The organism is Luteibaculum oceani, from assembly GCF_007995015.1.
In the GTDB taxonomy this organism is placed as follows: domain Bacteria; phylum Bacteroidota; class Bacteroidia; order Flavobacteriales_D; family Luteibaculaceae; genus Luteibaculum; species Luteibaculum oceani.
On the sequence record NZ_VORB01000007.1, the window covers coordinates 46,040 to 61,612 of the forward strand.

Here is a 15,573-nt window from a genome sequence, read left to right on the forward strand (position 1 = left end):
ACCTACGGAGTTACAAGGTACAGACGAAAAATTTTCGTTTACGTGGCTCGGCAAGACAGATTGAAAAACGATGTTGCCTCAAAGGTACACCGCTCCTTGGTTTTTCTTCTAAATCAGAGCAAGTACTTATGATCATTAAAAATCAGTAAGCTTTTGTAATTGCTCAAAGTTGACTTCTAAAATAGACCTTGCCGACCTATGAAAACAGTATTAATGGAGGGTTAAAAATTATATCAGAGCTTGGATTTTAGCTCAGATCATTGTAGGTAGTAGTCCTTTTTATTCATTTACCTCTAATCAACTCAAAAATGTCGGGAAATCTACGTTCAAAATATTCTGGTAAATCCTCTGAAAGCAGATCAATTTCATTGCCTTGAATTTGTAAAATATTGGTGTAAACTTCATTTTGGACTGAATTATCAACAAACAAAAGGTTATCGAATAGCCTAAAATGAAGGTTTAGATTTTTATAACCTGCTTTCCATTAGGTGTCAATAGTTGCTTTATCCACAAAGTGCCCTTTAAATTCGGCCCGTACTTTTACCCGATGCTCGGCAAGCTCCTTATTGTCAAGACAAAAGAATATTAAGTTAAGGCGATATCCCTTTTCTTTAAAAATCTGTGGCCAATGGGTTGGATGAGCATCAAAATTTGTCTCGTAACAGAAACTAAGGTTATTTTGAATAGCATATTCAATTGCAGCCTCAAATTCCCTTACGGTACTATCTCTAGCAAATTTGTCCCTTAATTCACTGTCCGGAAGACTTTCGTAGTGTTCTAAATAGGTTTTGTCATAATCAAATGATGACAGGTTGTTTGGAAGGAATGATGTTGAAAAAGTAGATTTACCTGCGCCATTGCAGCCTGCAATCACAATTAAATCAGGCATAACTCTACGAAACCTTTCTTATGGATGTACTAAGTTTACCTTCCCTTTTACGAATTTGGTAAAGCTCTTCTTTTGGGATAACCTGGTTCTGTAGAATGGTTTTGGCTTTACTCAACTGCCTAGAAACCTGAACCCCTGTTATGATCTTCTCCTTACACATAATGCAAATTTACGAATAAGTTTTGTGCTGTGTTTTTTGTATTACTGCCAAGGGTTCGGCGCGAATATTTCCGAAGAGTTATTACGGTTGAAAACGGCAATTAAAACCAAGGTTAGTAACTCGGGACTCGGCTAGACACGTTGAAAAACGATGTTGAGGTACAAGTACAGATACTATGTAGTTGGTTATTGCTTAAAGGATGTTGCTTAGATCCTGTTTTCCGATGATGGCCATTATCTCAACTGTGTTGTGGTTCAGTCGGTAAAAAATACTGTCGGAACCACAAACACATCTTCTATACCCAGCTTTAATATGGTCCACCGCCTCAAACGAGTTTGGGTTATCTGCAATTAGCTCAAAGTATTCAAAGAATTGGTTGAAGTATTTTTCTGCTTGAAGCTCACCGAATCGCACACAACCGTATTGATATATGCGAATTAAATCTTCTTTGGCCTCGTTGCTGAGTTTGTATTCAGCCATTTTTAGCCTGATTCAAAATCTGTTCCTTAGAAAGATTGGTAAAGCCACTTTTTTCGGCCTTCGTAAGCTTAGCTCTTACAAAATCAATTTGCTCATGTTGTTTGCGAGCTTGCCGAATGAGGTCATTAATGATTTCGCTTTTGCTTGAGTATTCTTTGTTTTCGATTTGGCTTTTTAACCACTCGTCATTTGGTTGACTTAGAGATATGCTTTGTCTTGCCATCTGCAATTGCTTTGATGTAAATATACACCAAATACGCACCAGGAGCAAAAAGCAAGGCTACTTATATAGGCTAGTTATTTTTTAGCGAAGAAATTATTTCTTTCAGATTATTTGACTTCAAGATAAATTGGTACTTGTCAGAATAATATTTACTCGCAGTACTTACATCAATTAATATTTTAAGTTCACCATCCTCATTAAGAAGAAAGTCATGTACCAGAGGTTTTTCATCACCTGGGGATTCTAGAATATAATTCTTAAAGAAGAATACCTTTTCCCTTTCTACATCATCATCTGGGTATTTAATTTTGATATAACCAAACTCGTTATCTGGAAAACTTTCTTTTAGCGTCATGCTACTATTAAATATTTGAAAAATGAATTTACCTCCTTCTAGGTATGCCTTTACAAAGACATCTGATTTCACAACAGCAGAATTTGTATGTTCACCTTTTACTATACAGTATGGATATCCTTCCCCTGTTTTATCTCCAAAGTCATCGACGTAGTTTCCAATTTTCCATTTCCCTATGCTTTCTTCAAATTCCTTTACCTCTGCTTTTTTCTGAAGTAAATTATCAATAGCCATTTCTGTATCTTTTGATAGCTTTTTTTGGTCAGCTTTTATCATTTGAATATGCATTTTTGAACCCACATTTTGGAACAAAAAACCATCCGAATTCGGTATGATGTAAGCGTCATCACCATCTGTATTTATTAACATACTATCATTTCGATAGAAAATTTTTGAGTTAATTAAAGAGGTTTGACCAGCTAGAAACATTAAACCCTTTAAGGAGTCGCCAGAAACATTTAATTCAATAACAGAGTTTTCAATTGCTTTATCTAGTACAGCTGTAGATAAGGCGGTTTGGTTATTCTCATCTTTTAAATTGTTCATTAATTCTTTTTTCAATAGTTCCTTGTCTACGGTATAAACACCTTGTATATCATCAATTTTATTCGATTGACAAGAAAAAAGTATCAACAATAAAAGGGTAACGAGAGTGGTAAGATTTTTCATGATGGATGTATATATGTTATTGGTTCGTTGCACTTATGCCTAATCTATAGTGTAGTGTTGAAGCTACAATATTTAATTCTCCCTTACTTTTAGCCGAGGCTTTTATTTGTGTGGTAAATTACTAAAACCACGTAGAATAAAAGGGGAGATGGAAACAAGAGCGAAAATGTGTTTTTAACCAACTAAACCGCATTATTTATAGAAATTGTTGGCGTGTCGTTTTTTTAAACAAATTCTTTTTGACTATTTATGTCTGCTTTAAGTTCTTTAAATAATTCTCTAAAATTTAGAATGCCTTCGTAGGTACCAAGTTTAAATTCCTGTTTTATCCTTTCACCCCATAGTTTATCGCCTATTACATTGGCTTGTGAAATCAATGGTTTTAGTACATTATCGAAGTTCAAAAACTGGTCAAGGTTTAGATCTTCTGTATAATTTAGATGTGCTATTCTTTTATTACGGTGTTTAACTTTTAAGGAATTTACATTCCTTCTAAAGGAATCAAAGTCTGATTTCAAATTTTTGATCACTTCTTGATCTTTAATTGTGGTATTTATAGCTTTTAATATTTTTCGAAATGAGAAATTCGAACTGTCGTCATCAAGGTTGGTTAAATGGAGGATTAGTCCGTTTTCCATATATCTAAGCGCAGTTAATTCTTCTAAAATGTAATGCCTAGTTGTTTCCTTGAACAAAAAACCTATCCGGTTAAACTTTCTGATGTACAAGCAGGCTAAAATATTGAGGTCAATTAGCTCGATTCTCAAACTTGAAAAATCATCCTTCTGTTCCTTATTAAGCATTCTCTGTTTTTTTGAAATACACGCCAACATATAAGCAAAGCTGGGTTGCTGATATGATATTTGTTTTTGTATTTCGAAAAGTACATAAAACCCCCGAAAATTCACGTCTTAGAAGGTGTAATTGAGAAATGAGATGATCTTATTTGCAAGAAGAGAATTGTTGCTCTCAATTCTAGCTTAAAAATGAAATAAGTAATTAAACCTTTCCCCTTCCTAACTTCAAATTTTAAGACATAAAAAAACCGCCTGAATGCTCAGGCGGTTTTTGATATCTAATTGTTTTTATTCCTCGTTTTTCTCAGGCTCATTCCAGTTGTCAAATTCGCCTTCGGCCTTTTTTGCTTTCTCTTTTTCAGCTTTTTTGTCGGCTTTAGCTTTTTCCTTTTTGGCCTTTGCTTCTTCCTTGGCTTTTTTGGCGTCTTCTTTGGTTTTGTTCTTTGCCTCCTTAGCTGCAGCTTTTGCCTTTTCTTGCTCTGCTTTTGCTTTCTCCTGCTCAGCCTTAGCAGCTTCTTTGGCTTTTTGCTCTGCAGCTGCCTTTTCTTCCGCCTCGCGCTTCTTGAGTTCTGCCGGGGTAATGTATTCTAGTCCAGAGTCGTTGTCATCCTCTTCTTCTTTAAACTTCTGCTCCTCTTCGGCTTTTTCTTTTTCTTCTTTGGCCTTTTGCTTGGCTGCTTTCTTCGCTTCCTTAGCCTTTTTCTTTTCTTCTGGTGTTAACTTCTTAACCTCAGGTTTGGCGGCAGGTTCAACCTCTACTTCTGGTTCAGTAGCAGGAATCTCTGGCGCTAGCTCAGTTTCATCAAACATGTTGCGTTTTCCAAAAATGAGGTTCATTCCCAATCTGGTCTGCACGGTTTTTGCCGATTCTGGAGAAACTATCCCCAATAGGTTGTCAGACATTGCATACAGCTGCAGCGTACCCAGTCTAAAAGAAACTCCAGCTCCTACGTTGGCTATACTGCGGTTTGCATAACTGGCATTTATACTGGCGGTAATCCAATCTTTAAGCGATACCCCATAATATGCCGAGGCAGCAAATTTTGCGCTTTTTCTATTCAAGTAATTTCTTACCATAAGTCCGGCTTCGCTTCTTGGCGTAATTTTATATCCACCCGAAAGAATAACCTGAGTATTTAACTTGGTGGTATAGGCTTCTTTAGATCGGTCCGTTTTTAACTCGGCTGATAGTGAGTCTAACAGCTCGGTAAAAGATCCGTCATCGGAACTTCCCGAGGTGAAATCAAAGAAGTCCATTCCCTGGTAGGTAAATTCAAAATTTGGGTTTTTATAAACGTTAGCGTTTTCTTCCGACCAATTAATGGATCCAATATCTAAAATAGAGGCTCCCACTTTTAATTTGTCGTTAACCAAATAGGTAGCGCCTAGGTCTAAACCAAAGCCCTTGTTTGGAGAGTTGGGCAGTCCCTCAAGAATTTTGTCAATGTCTATGATATCCTCAGAGTCTAGGTCGAGGTTATTCATTCTTAAATCTATAGCGCCATCAAAGGTTATGCTATAATCCTCCTCATTGGTAGTTACTCCACCTTTAAGTTCTGCAGTATTAATGTTCAGTTGCCCCTGTATAATTTTGGCTGTTGCCCCAACACTTAATTTGTCGTTTACCTGGTGCGCGGCTCCAATGGTCATTTCGGTGTATGCAGAAAAATCTACCCCCGAACCATCCAGGCTAATTCGCTTACCAAGATTGTCGCCACCATTACCAATTAGCACCAACTCCATAAGTCCTTTGGAGTAATAGGTTTGGAAATCTAGGTTGGCTCTTACTCCAAGAGATACGTACGTTTTCCCTAGGCTAAATCCAAGTGAGAACAGGTCTATATTTCCAACAAATCCAAAGGTGTTAATGGGTTCTAGTCCGTTTAGGATTTCGTTTCTATCTACCTTTCCTCCGGTGCTACCATCGAAGCTTACAAAGTCTCCAGGTTTAAAGCCAGTATTGTATCCGTTAAATGCCACAGATGATATTCCAGGCAATCCAATTTGCAATTTGGATTGGGGTTGATAAGCTGGATTTAAATAGCGCTTTTGGTAAAGGTTGCTCATTCCAAATAGCGAGATGTCGGTTTGCGCAGATGCACTAAGTCCTAGTAGACCAATAAATAATGAGAGTATTAACTTTTTCATGTTTGGCTAGGAATTAGTTGTTAACAGAAATTGAGGCGGCTAAACCAATAGATACCTCCATGAAATATTCTTTGTAGATCGCAACCTGTGTATTGTTCTCCGCATCCGAAGTCCTAATGGTAGCTTCCATTCTAATGCTATCTGAGTTTCTAAGATTTTCCATTTGACTAGCTGATACCTTAATACTGCGGATAGATTCTTTAACACTTGCCTTACCCGTTTGCTGATTTATATCTCCAGCAGCAAGGATAGTAGGATCTCCTAGAATTAGAGAATCGGTTATGTTTCCGTTTGAGACTGTGTATAGCTGCAAATCTGCTTCAAATGGAAATTGATTTTTTAAGTTCAATAAAATCTCGCCCGAAACCACAGATTCTTCAATAATGCTTCCATCTAAAGAAAGGGTGTTGGCAATGGTCCAACCCTCGGCAAAGCCTCTAAGGGGAAGTTTTATAAAACCATCTACGGCTAGTTCTGCATTGTCGGTAATTACAGCTGGCGAAACACTGGTAAGGGTATTAAAGGTAAAGTCGTATTTAACAATCTGCTTTTCGGGGGTAAGTATTTGCCCGATGTTGGAATTGTTCTTGTTGATTTTAATGATGGTTTGCGCAGTATCTCCAATTTGGCTTGGATTTTTTATGGTGAAGGAATTTACCCCTCCATTTAAAAATATTTCATCTCTGCTTCCATCGTTGGTTCCAATGGCCAAAAGGCTGTCGAAAACGATTTCCGATCCCAGTACAAAACCGTTTATAAAGGTTAGCTCTACTTCGGGATCGAAAAACTCAAAGTCTATTACATCGGCAAAAGCTGCGGAATTGCGGAATAGTTTTAAATCTATTTCTGCCGGAGGAAGATCGAAAGATTCGTCTGCGCTATTTAGCTCCAAACGGCTAAATCTGATGTTGTTAAATGCAAAACTAATTCTCAACTCATCGGTAGCTTCTACTGCATTTCCTCTAGAGTTAATGGTAGTGGTGTAGTTAAAATCCATTCCATTATTCGCAGCAAAAAGGAATTCGTAGCCCTCTAGAGAAACCGTTTTTTGCTTGAATTTAGAGCTGTTATCGGTACTTGGAATAATTAGTTCTACCGAAAGGGGAGTGCCGTTTTTAGTAGCGTTGGGAATTTCTAGGGTAACGGTAACGTCGTTTGCAAAGGTGCTAAAGACGGTAAGGTTAAGTAAGCCCCCTTTTCCTACCAACTTATTCAACTCCACATTTCCAAGCGAAAAGGTTTGTTGGCTAGACCCGTTAAAACCAGCAGATGATCCTTCTGGAAATTGAGCCGCAGAACGGGTAATGGGTGAATTTATGGTTACCTCACTTTGCGAATTTGGAATCTTGATAAGGTCGGAACCTTTCATTCTAAAAACGTTCGCGTCGTATATCAGTGCCATCAGTCCACTTGGATCAGCTTGGATAAGGTCCGAAGTGTCTTGGCTGGCTAACATATCCGTTACGTCTATCCTTCCGTAGGCCAGAGGGACAGCGATTTGGGGCTCAATGGTTTTTAGCTGTATGTCTTTTACACAAGCAAATAAACTTGCAGACAACACGCCCAAAACCCATAGTTTGTTTTTTATAAAAAATCGCATGTTTATGAAGATTGAAGTCGGAAAATTAACTTTATTTTTTAGTCGGAAGGGCTAAACACTTTACTTTTTCCGAATTGGAAGTGATAATGAAAACCTCGCCTTGCTCAACAAAAGGGGTGACCAATGCACTAGAGATTTGCTCATTGATTAGCGCTTCTAACTCGAAGTTTTTAGTCAGTATTTGGCTTTTACTTTCCTTGAGGGAGTTAACAATAATTGGGTAATCTGCATCTCCCGTTTCGATAAAGGGAAATTTTACATCGTTAGAGCTGAAAACAATGCTTAGTTTCTCGTCTAACAGGTGCAGGTGGTCATCTGCCAATACCGCCCAGTATTCTTTAGATCCAATTCTTAGTTTGGAGCTTTGTACGGCATCCGCAAACTCGCGCTTTACCACGCTGTTTACTTTTCCATTTAAATATTGGGTAATAAAATGTCCTTGAGCATTTACATATTCAATGCGCGAAGAAGAAATATCTCTCCCCTTGATTACGTGGTATTCCCCAATAGCCGCAGTTAATTTTACCGAGTTCTCGTATCTAATTTGTCCCCTTCTATTTAATACGTAGACCAAACCGCCTTCGTCAATTACCACCAGGTAGTCTTTATTTCCGATGCGCAGGTAGTGAGGTTTTTGAACCACCTTGTTTTCGGTGGTGAAATTTTCCCAGCCGGTGGTTGGCTTTCCGTCTAGGCTATAATTTCTTATTTCTTTTCCCGCCGCAACTATTATTCGGTAGTCTTTATCGAGGTCGTAGTCTACCACCAGAGCAGGCGAAGTGAAATTCTCATTACTTCTTACTGGGAAGGGGTGTACATCATTACCGTTTCTTGCTATAAGCTCCAAACTATTTTGCGTGTTGAAGAAATATTGCAGTTTCCCATTTTTAAATCGATCTATCTGTATGGGGTAACGCAGCGGAACGTGCACCACATTTTTCTTGAAAATTTGTCGTCCTCCTTTACTTAAAAGTTGAATGAACCCTTTGTTATCGCACAGAAGGATTTCGTTTTCGGAGGTGTAGTGATTTTTAACGGCCAGGGGTTTTAATTGCAGATCGGTCTCCAAATTATAATTCCAAATAGGAAGGTGTTCCGTTTTTAACTCGGTGTGACCAAACTTGTAAAATACCTCTTCGTAAAACTTGTTATCCTTTAAGTAAGAAAATACTGCAGCGCTGTATTGGGTAGATTCTATAAGCCCTCGAAGCAGTTCATTATTGCCAGTATAGCTGTTGCTGAAAACAAGTTTGATGTAGGATCCGGTTAAGTTAATTTCCTGGTGTACATCTTGGAACAGGCTCCAGTTTTTAAGGGTTTTCCCCGAAATTACTTTGTCGATAAGGTCTTTTAGAATTTCCTTACTCGCAGAGAAGTAATGCAAATCATTAAGGCTAAGGTGCCATAACTGCTTTGTTTCGGCAAGGGGATTAATAGTGGTTCCCAACTCCGAGTTTACCTGGTTTAGCGTAATTCCTCGGTATTTTTCTTCGGCATTTAATTTCCAGGCATCGGGTAAGCTCCCTTCTTGCTGTACGCAAAAAATGGTAGCTCCATCCAAATTAAAGTTGGCCATTTCAAGCCCAAAAACATCGCTTAAAATTCCTTCCTCCAGCAAGGAGTTAGCAAAATTGGATTTGCCATTTTTCTCCTCAAGTAAAGACAAATAGCTGTCCCACGAGGCTATGGTTCTCCAAATTAAATGGTGTATTTCGCTAGGTAGGTCTTCTATTATCGTTGGAGCAATAGAGGGGGCGGTAGATGAAAAGTAAGCAGGGTGTTTATTTCCAGGTTCCGAAATTCCTGCCAGGCGCAAATGGTCTGTACCCAATTTTACATCCAAACAGGTTTTGGTAGCCAATTCCTCTTTAAAAATTAATGGGTGGCTAAAAATATCCTCGTGGAGTTGCGACCATTTTTTTGGTTGGATATAAATATGTCCTACCTCTTTTTTACCGCGAGTTCCACGTAGACTTAGCCAGTAATTTGGAAGTTTACTTTCGTCAATATCAGCTTCATTCCACCTAATAAACTCCTTTATGGTTTCGATTCCAGATGAAAGTACAATGCGGTGTTTGTCGTATTTGCTGTAAAAGAAGGGGTTGCTATCTACCTGTAATTCGTTAATAGCTATTCCTTCGTAACTCGAAACGGAATGGCTTCCGTATTGCTGAAGGGAGTCCAGAATTACGTTGGGATAGGTGGCGTATACTTGGATTAAAAAATCCAGGGTGTTTTTGCCCCGAATGTGAAATGATAAGGTGCTTGGGCCAGAGAATTCCTCTTCTGCCTCGGTATTTTGAATGAGATTGGGAAGTAGGGTGTTAAGCGTGGTTTTTTTAACCGTATTCCAAAGGAATTTTGAATCTTTTAAATTGGAATAAAGCGATTTTGGGTGATTGCTTTCTATGAGTAAAAAAGCGCTATTGGGAACTGCTTTTGTTAAATCTATTTCACTTCGAATTTCCGCCTCCTTCAATTGGGAGAAAAAGGTTGCTATGCAAATTACAATGGCTAAACCTATGAGTGCGGGGATTATTTTTTTCATGAAATGTTACTGAAAAGCGATTTCTAGTTGGGGTAATAAAGTAAAGGATTTTCTATGGTGTATGCAGGCGCCAATTTCGGCAATTGCCTGGCGGTGTTTTTTGGTGGGATACCCCTTGTTTGATTTCCACTGATACTGTGGAAAATCGGCATCTAATTTTTCCATGTACGCATCGCGGTAGGTTTTTGCGAGAATAGAAGCGGCCGCGATGTTGGCAAATTTTCCATCGCCTTTAATAATGCATTGGTGAAGAACATCGGGGTAGGGGTTAAATCGGTTTCCATCAACCGCTATCATTTCGGGCTTAATGGGAAGCGCATCTATAGCTCTATGCATTGCTGTAAATGAGGCATTGAGGATATTTATTTTGTCTATTTCCTCTGGGGATACAAATGCCACCGCGTAGTGCAGCGCTTCTTCTTCAATCTTATTGCGTAAAAGCTTTCTTTTTTTCTCCGATAACTTTTTGGAGTCGTTTAAATCCGAAATGTCAAACTGTTGAGGTAAAATAACAGCGGCAGCAACCACGGGGCCAGCTAAACACCCACGTCCGGCTTCGTCGCAGCCCACTTCCAAATTACTTTCACTCACTTGTAGCTTAAGCATTTTTGGCGGTGTTTTTTATAATTTCCCAGGTAAACTTGCTGGCAAGATCCCAGGAAAACTGTTGACATTTTTCAAGTCCTCTTTTTACCACACGAGATCTAAATTTCGAATCCATAGAAAGTTGGTGCATTTGATGGGCCACTTCCTCTGCATTGTTTTGATCTACCATAATTGCAGCTTCTTCTCCAATTTCTGAAAGCGCCGAATTGTTGGCAGCTATTACCGGACAACCGCAAGACATGGCTTCTACAATGGGTAATCCAAATCCTTCGAAATGACTTAAAACCAAGGTTCCAATGGCCGATTGGTAGGCCGATACCAATTCTTCGGTTTCCAACCTGTCGGTAAAAATAATGTCCTTAGAGAAAGGCGAATTTTTCACTGCATTTTCCATGCTTTCAGACCACCACTTTTTTCTTCCAGCCAATACTAGCTTTGTATCGGGAACCTCTTTTAACTTTCTGTAAAGGTTAAAAGCCGAAACAATTCCCTCGATATTTTTCCTTGGATGTAATGTTCCAACATGTAGAAAAAAGGGTTTGCCTTTGGTGTATTTTTCGGTGAATAAAGCGGGCTTTTCCGAGGCGTTGAAAACTTTTCTAATGCCGTTGTAAATGGTAGAAATTTTACTTTCAGAAATGCGGTAGCGCTTTACAATATCTTGTTTCGAAAAGTCGGAAACGGTAATGATATGGTCTGACCAGCTGGCGTATTTTGGAAAAAAATGCTGGTAGTAAAATCGCTCGGCTTTAGGAAGGCTATCTGGAAAATGCTCGAAATTTAAATCGTGAATTACATTTACTAGTGGAGTTGTATCTCTAGGGGGCAAGTATCCTTCTGGGCTGTAAAATACATCGGGTTTATTTTTCTTTAACCACCATCTAACCCTAAGGTGAAACCATATAAAATACAGAATCGGATGTCGGGCTTGAGGGGAAAGGATAACCGGTGTTACATTATTGCCGTAGATGAAATTGGGATTCGGGGTGCGGTCGAAAAGGAAATAAAATTGAACCGTAGGATGTTCTGTCACCAAGCGTTGTAGTACTTCGTGGGCATAGTATCCTATTCCGTCTAATTTATTACTTACCAGTAACCTGGTGTTAACTGCAATTCTCAATTTCTGGCTAATTGCGCACGAAAATACTTGGAAATTAACCAAGCTACAAGGAAATCATTTATTTTGCCCTTTGCTGAGGAAGACTATGCGAGCGAAGTTTTTATCCAATCTTTTTTTATTGCTCATTCTAAACCTAATTGTAAAGCCGTTTTGGCTGTTAGGGGTAGATAGAGAGGTGCAAAATGTATTGGGTCCAGAGCAATACGGAACCTATTTCGCCCTGCTAAATTTTTCCATTCTTTTTAGTGCGCTTTTAGATTTTGGGGTTTCTGCCTACAACAATAGAAATATTGCCCAGCACCAGTTTTTGCTGAGTAAGTATTTCCCCAAGCTCATTACCATAAAGCTGGCTCTTGCCTTTTTGTACACCCTTGTAATGCTGGTTTTGGCATTCATTTTAGGGTATAAGGAGGATGTCATCCAACTGCTGTTGGTTCTCGCTTTAAATCAGGTATTAATTTCTCTGATACTTTTTCTTAGATCTAACCTTACGGCCTTGCTGCTATTTAAAAAGGACAGTGTAATTTCTGTTGCCGATAAGGTGTTACTCATTTTATTTTGTGGAGGGCTGCTACTGTATAAAGATGGAGTTTACCTGAGTATTTGGTCCTTTATTTTGGCGCAAACTGTGGCGTATGGATTAAGTGCGCTACTGGCTTTCTTATTTCTATGGGGGCAAATGCGCTTAAAACGTCCCAGCTTTAATACCCAGTCATACATCGCCATAATTAAGGAAAGCTATCCCTACGCAATTTTGGTTCTCCTTATGGCATTGTATTCCCGAACCGATGCATTGATGCTAGAGCGTCTATTGCCCAATGGCGCAACGCAGGCTGGAATTTACGCCCAGGGATACAGAATTCTAGAGGCTTTTAGCATGATAGCCTATTTGTTTTCCACCCTGTTGCTACCCCTTTTTGCCAAAATGCTAAAACAACGCTCCGATGTGTCTGATTTGGTACAAAGCGCATTAAAGCTGCTTTATGTTTTTAGTATAGGCGTTTCCATTACCTGCTTTTTGTTTTCGGGGTTAATTATTAATCTCCTTTACGAGCAGGATACCCAACAATCGATTGAGGTATTTGGCTTTTTAATATTCTCACTGATCCCAATAGCCTTAACCTACATTTTTGGAACGCTGTTAACCGCTGGAGGTAAGCTCAGGTTTTTAAATCAAATGGCCGTAGGTGGAGTGGTGCTCAACCTGATTTTGAATTTCATTTTAATTCCAAAGTATCAGGCTTCAGGTGCCGTAGTTGCCACCTTGTTTACGCAGGGAATAACGGCTGCCGTTCAGCTTATTATGTGTTTTAAGTACTACCCATTAAAGTTAGAGGCATCGTTAAAGTGGAAACTGATCGTTTTCCCTGTTCTAGTAGTACTTATTGGACTTTTTGTTCAATCGCTTGAATTTCACCTTTGGTCGGTAGTGCTCATGCTTGGTGGAGTATTGGCGTTGGGGGTAATTATGGGACTTCTAAATCCAAAAGCTGTAGTACAGCTGGTAAAAAGCAGGGACAAATAACCTTCGATAACTCGAGGATATAGTTACTTTTGCCAGCAATTATTTACCATAGCTGGAAACTTATGCAAGAGCAGTTTTCTTTTGGGGACATCGTTCCATTGATTCGTAAAAACTTTAAAGTAATAGCAGGTTTAACCATCCTAGCCGGGGTATTGGCTGGAATTTTTTCCGGTCCAAGTTTTATCAAGCCTAGGTTTAAATCTTCCGCTATTGTTTATCCATCTAACCTTTCGCCCTACAGTAAGGAAACCAGAACCGAGCAGTTGATTCAACTTTTGCAAAGCTCTGATATCCGAGATACCCTGGTTAAAAAGTTCGATTTGTATAAAAAATACGAAATCGAAGCAGGGAAACCGGGAGCAAAGTTTGAGGTGGAAAAAGCTTACAACGATTTTGTAGGGATAAATAAAACCAAGTTCGAGTCTATAGAAATTAACGTAGAGGATTATAGCCCAGATACGGCCATGCTTATGGTTAGGGAGATAATTACTCAGGTTAACTTAAAAGCAAGAAAGCTACAGCGCGAAAAGTCAGCAGAAATTTTGGTGATGACGGGTGAGCAAATTGATTATTACGAAGCTCATTTAGATAGCGTTGAGAAAAGGCTTAACGAGTTAAGAGAACAATATGGCCTGCTTGATTACGAAACGCAAACTCAAGAGGTAACACAAGGATACTTTAGGGTGGCGGCTGCAGGAAAAGGCGGTGAGGCAAAAAGAAAAGCAGAGAAAATCTTAGAAGGGCTTGCCAAGCATGGTGGTGAATTCCAAAGATTAAGCGTTTTAAAAGAATTGGGAGAGGAAGAGCTGGCAGAGCTTTACACCGAAAACCAATCAGCCTTAAACGACATTAATAAAAAGCTTACATATACCAATGAGGTGGTATCACCAGCGGTTCCAGATAAAAAATCTTATCCAATTCGTTGGTTAATTGTATTTACTGCTGTTTTTGCAACGGCATTGTTTAGCACGCTTCTTCTACTTGTATTTAACGCAAGTAAGTCTTGGTAAAACACATTAAGGAAAATAAGGCAATCTGGCTTACCGTAGCTTTCTTGGTGGTAAACGTAGCTTTACTCACCCAGGAAGTGTTATGGGGATGGGCGCTTCCGGCCGTTTTGGCAATAGCGCTTATCGCTATTTATAAGTACGATTGGCTTATTGCTTTTTGTGTTTTTGCAACCCCTCTGTCTTTCAATTTCGAGGAGTTGGATTTGGGAGGAGTTGGATTCTTTTTTCCAACCGAACCCATATTTTTTGGACTGCTTATTCTGGCGCTTATGCAAACTATAGTGCGCAGTCCGGTGTCAGCTAGCTTTGCTAAACACCACGTTTCACTGGTTATTTTGTTTGGCCTCTTTTGGATGGGGGTTTGCACCTATGCCAGTACCATGCCTATTGTTTCTCTTAAGTATTTTATAGCGAGATTATGGTTTGTAGTGGTGCTGTTCTTTTTAACGGGGCAGATATTTAAGCAGCATAAAAAAATAGAGGTGTTTTTATGGTTGTATATGGGGCCGCTTTGTTTGGTGGTTCTTCATTCCATTTACAACCTATCAACCGATTCTTTTACTGACATGGCCGCCCACTGGGCTAGTCAGCCTTTTTTCAAGGATCACACCTCCTATGGTGCGGTGTTGGCTATGTATATCCCCGCAGCCATAATTTTGGCATTAAGACCTTCGAGATCCATTTTAATAAAGGCATTAAAAATTACCGTAGCGGTAATCCTTTTTGCTGGAGTTATTTTCTCCTATACAAGGGCAGCCTGGGTGAGCTTAGTAGGAGCTCTGGGAGTGTACGTAATTCTTAAGTTAAAGATTAAGTTTTCGGTAGTTGCAACCGGAATCGTAATGGTACTGGGTTTATATTTTATCTATCAAGATCAGATTTTAGAAAGCCTGGAGAAAAACGAAAAAGAATCTTCAGAAGAGCTCGTCGATCACGTAGAGTCTATTTCCAATATTAGTTCCGATGCCAGTAATTTGGAGCGTATAAATAGATGGAATTCAGCATTGCGTATGTTCTATAAAAAGCCAATCTTCGGTTTTGGACCAGGAACCTACATGTTTCAATATGCACCTTTTCAACGTGCGGATGAAAAAACCATCATCAGTACCAATTTTGGGGAGGTAGGTAATGCGCATAGCGAATACCTGGGTCCGCTTTCTGAGGGTGGATTTATGGGGATGCTTTCATTCGTAGCCCTGCTGATAGTAATTTTACGTTTGGGGCTAAATCTATATTATCGCCTAGATCCAGGAGTTACAAGAGATATAGTAATGGCCCTACTGCTGGGATTAATCACTTACTTTATCCACGGTGTCTTAAATAACTATTTAGATACCGACAAGGCATCGGTTCCATTCTGGACCTTTATCGCAGCTTTGGTTGCCATCGATCTTTGGCACAGCAAGAATAATAAGGAGGAAGAAACGGCTGGGTAGCCCAGCG

The 15,573-nt window shown here is 39.3% G+C and carries 14 protein-coding genes; 3 read left to right on the plus strand and 11 right to left on the minus strand.

What is annotated here, in order from left to right; genetic code table 11:
• Positions 1–484: 484 nt before the first annotated feature.
• The 11 genes from FRX97_RS08450 to FRX97_RS08495 form a co-directional block, all read right to left on the minus strand.
• Complete coding sequence (locus FRX97_RS08450; RefSeq protein WP_147014771.1) at positions 485–889, minus strand: zeta toxin family protein; 405 nt, start codon at positions 887–889, stop codon at positions 485–487.
• A 4-nt stretch (positions 890–893) separates the two neighbouring features.
• A complete protein-coding gene (locus FRX97_RS12265; protein ID WP_170227082.1) occupies positions 894–1,049 on the minus strand; it encodes a hypothetical protein in 156 nt (51 codons plus the stop codon).
• 192 nt (positions 1,050–1,241) lie between these two features.
• Positions 1,242–1,529: a type II toxin-antitoxin system RelE/ParE family toxin gene (locus FRX97_RS08455; RefSeq protein WP_147014772.1), complete on the minus strand. Its 288-nt coding sequence runs from the start codon at positions 1,527–1,529 to the stop codon at positions 1,242–1,244.
• Positions 1,522–1,752, minus strand: a complete 231-nt coding sequence (locus tag FRX97_RS08460; protein ID WP_147014773.1) for a ribbon-helix-helix domain-containing protein — start codon at positions 1,750–1,752, stop codon at positions 1,522–1,524. Before FRX97_RS08460 ends, FRX97_RS08455 begins: the two co-directional genes overlap by 8 nt.
• Before the next feature lie 70 nt (positions 1,753–1,822).
• A complete protein-coding gene (locus FRX97_RS08465) occupies positions 1,823–2,776 on the minus strand; it encodes a hypothetical protein (RefSeq protein ID WP_147014774.1) in 954 nt (317 codons plus the stop codon).
• Positions 2,777–3,000: 224 nt separating this feature from the next.
• Positions 3,001–3,579 (minus strand): hypothetical protein, encoded by a 579-nt coding sequence (locus FRX97_RS08470; RefSeq protein WP_147014775.1) that lies wholly within the window; start codon positions 3,577–3,579, stop codon positions 3,001–3,003.
• Between the two features lie 282 nt (positions 3,580–3,861).
• Positions 3,862–5,721, minus strand: a complete 1,860-nt coding sequence (locus tag FRX97_RS08475; protein WP_147014776.1) for a DUF5723 family protein — start codon at positions 5,719–5,721, stop codon at positions 3,862–3,864.
• A gap of 13 nt (positions 5,722–5,734) precedes the next feature.
• Positions 5,735–7,321, minus strand: coding sequence for a hypothetical protein (locus FRX97_RS08480; RefSeq protein ID WP_147014777.1), 1,587 nt, complete (start codon positions 7,319–7,321; stop codon positions 5,735–5,737).
• A gap of 31 nt (positions 7,322–7,352) precedes the next feature.
• The gene (locus FRX97_RS08485) at positions 7,353–9,869 is read right to left on the minus strand and encodes a hypothetical protein (RefSeq protein WP_147014778.1); all 2,517 of its coding nucleotides are present in this window, start codon (positions 9,867–9,869) and stop codon (positions 7,353–7,355) included.
• Positions 9,870–9,875: 6 nt separating this feature from the next.
• Positions 9,876–10,475 carry a ribonuclease HII gene (locus tag FRX97_RS08490; RefSeq protein WP_147014779.1) on the minus strand — a complete coding sequence of 200 codons (600 nt, stop codon included), beginning with the start codon at positions 10,473–10,475 and terminating at the stop codon, positions 9,876–9,878.
• Positions 10,468–11,595 (minus strand): glycosyltransferase family 4 protein, encoded by a 1,128-nt coding sequence (locus FRX97_RS08495; protein WP_170227083.1) that lies wholly within the window; start codon positions 11,593–11,595, stop codon positions 10,468–10,470. Before FRX97_RS08495 ends, FRX97_RS08490 begins: the two co-directional genes overlap by 8 nt.
• Before the next feature lie 85 nt (positions 11,596–11,680).
• On the opposite strand from FRX97_RS08495, the gene FRX97_RS08500 reads away from it, so the two are divergent.
• From FRX97_RS08500 to FRX97_RS08510, 3 genes are all read left to right on the plus strand, one after another.
• On the plus strand, positions 11,681–13,120 hold the full coding sequence (locus FRX97_RS08500; protein WP_147014781.1) for an oligosaccharide flippase family protein: 1,440 nt from the start codon (positions 11,681–11,683) through the stop codon (positions 13,118–13,120).
• A 62-nt stretch (positions 13,121–13,182) separates the two neighbouring features.
• Positions 13,183–14,130 carry a Wzz/FepE/Etk N-terminal domain-containing protein gene (locus tag FRX97_RS08505; RefSeq protein ID WP_170227084.1) on the plus strand — a complete coding sequence of 316 codons (948 nt, stop codon included), beginning with the start codon at positions 13,183–13,185 and terminating at the stop codon, positions 14,128–14,130.
• Positions 14,124–15,566, plus strand: a complete 1,443-nt coding sequence (locus FRX97_RS08510; RefSeq protein ID WP_147014783.1) for an O-antigen ligase family protein — start codon at positions 14,124–14,126, stop codon at positions 15,564–15,566. Before FRX97_RS08505 ends, FRX97_RS08510 begins: the two co-directional genes overlap by 7 nt.
• Positions 15,567–15,573: the final 7 nt, after the last annotated feature.

Excerpts from the sequence above, each read along its gene's own strand:
- FRX97_RS08455 (WP_147014772.1), bottom strand. The coding sequence starts at position 1,529 with ATGGCTGAATACAAACTCAGCAACGAGGCCAAAGAAGATTTAATTCGC.
- FRX97_RS08480 (WP_147014777.1), bottom strand. The coding sequence starts at position 7,321 with ATGCGATTTTTTATAAAAAACAAACTATGGGTTTTGGGCGTGTTGTCT.
- FRX97_RS12265 (WP_170227082.1), bottom strand. The coding sequence starts at position 1,049 with ATGTGTAAGGAGAAGATCATAACAGGGGTTCAGGTTTCTAGGCAGTTG.
- FRX97_RS08470 (WP_147014775.1), bottom strand. The coding sequence starts at position 3,579 with ATGCTTAATAAGGAACAGAAGGATGATTTTTCAAGTTTGAGAATCGAG.
- FRX97_RS08485 (WP_147014778.1), bottom strand. The coding sequence starts at position 9,869 with ATGAAAAAAATAATCCCCGCACTCATAGGTTTAGCCATTGTAATTTGC.
- FRX97_RS08500 (WP_147014781.1), top strand. The coding sequence starts at position 11,681 with ATGCGAGCGAAGTTTTTATCCAATCTTTTTTTATTGCTCATTCTAAAC.
- FRX97_RS08475 (WP_147014776.1), bottom strand. The coding sequence starts at position 5,721 with ATGAAAAAGTTAATACTCTCATTATTTATTGGTCTACTAGGACTTAGT.
- FRX97_RS08465 (WP_147014774.1), bottom strand. The coding sequence starts at position 2,776 with ATGAAAAATCTTACCACTCTCGTTACCCTTTTATTGTTGATACTTTTT.
- FRX97_RS08460 (WP_147014773.1), bottom strand. The coding sequence starts at position 1,752 with ATGGCAAGACAAAGCATATCTCTAAGTCAACCAAATGACGAGTGGTTA.
- FRX97_RS08490 (WP_147014779.1), bottom strand. The coding sequence starts at position 10,475 with ATGCTTAAGCTACAAGTGAGTGAAAGTAATTTGGAAGTGGGCTGCGAC.
- FRX97_RS08450 (WP_147014771.1), bottom strand. The coding sequence starts at position 889 with ATGCCTGATTTAATTGTGATTGCAGGCTGCAATGGCGCAGGTAAATCT.
- FRX97_RS08505 (WP_170227084.1), top strand. The coding sequence starts at position 13,183 with ATGCAAGAGCAGTTTTCTTTTGGGGACATCGTTCCATTGATTCGTAAA.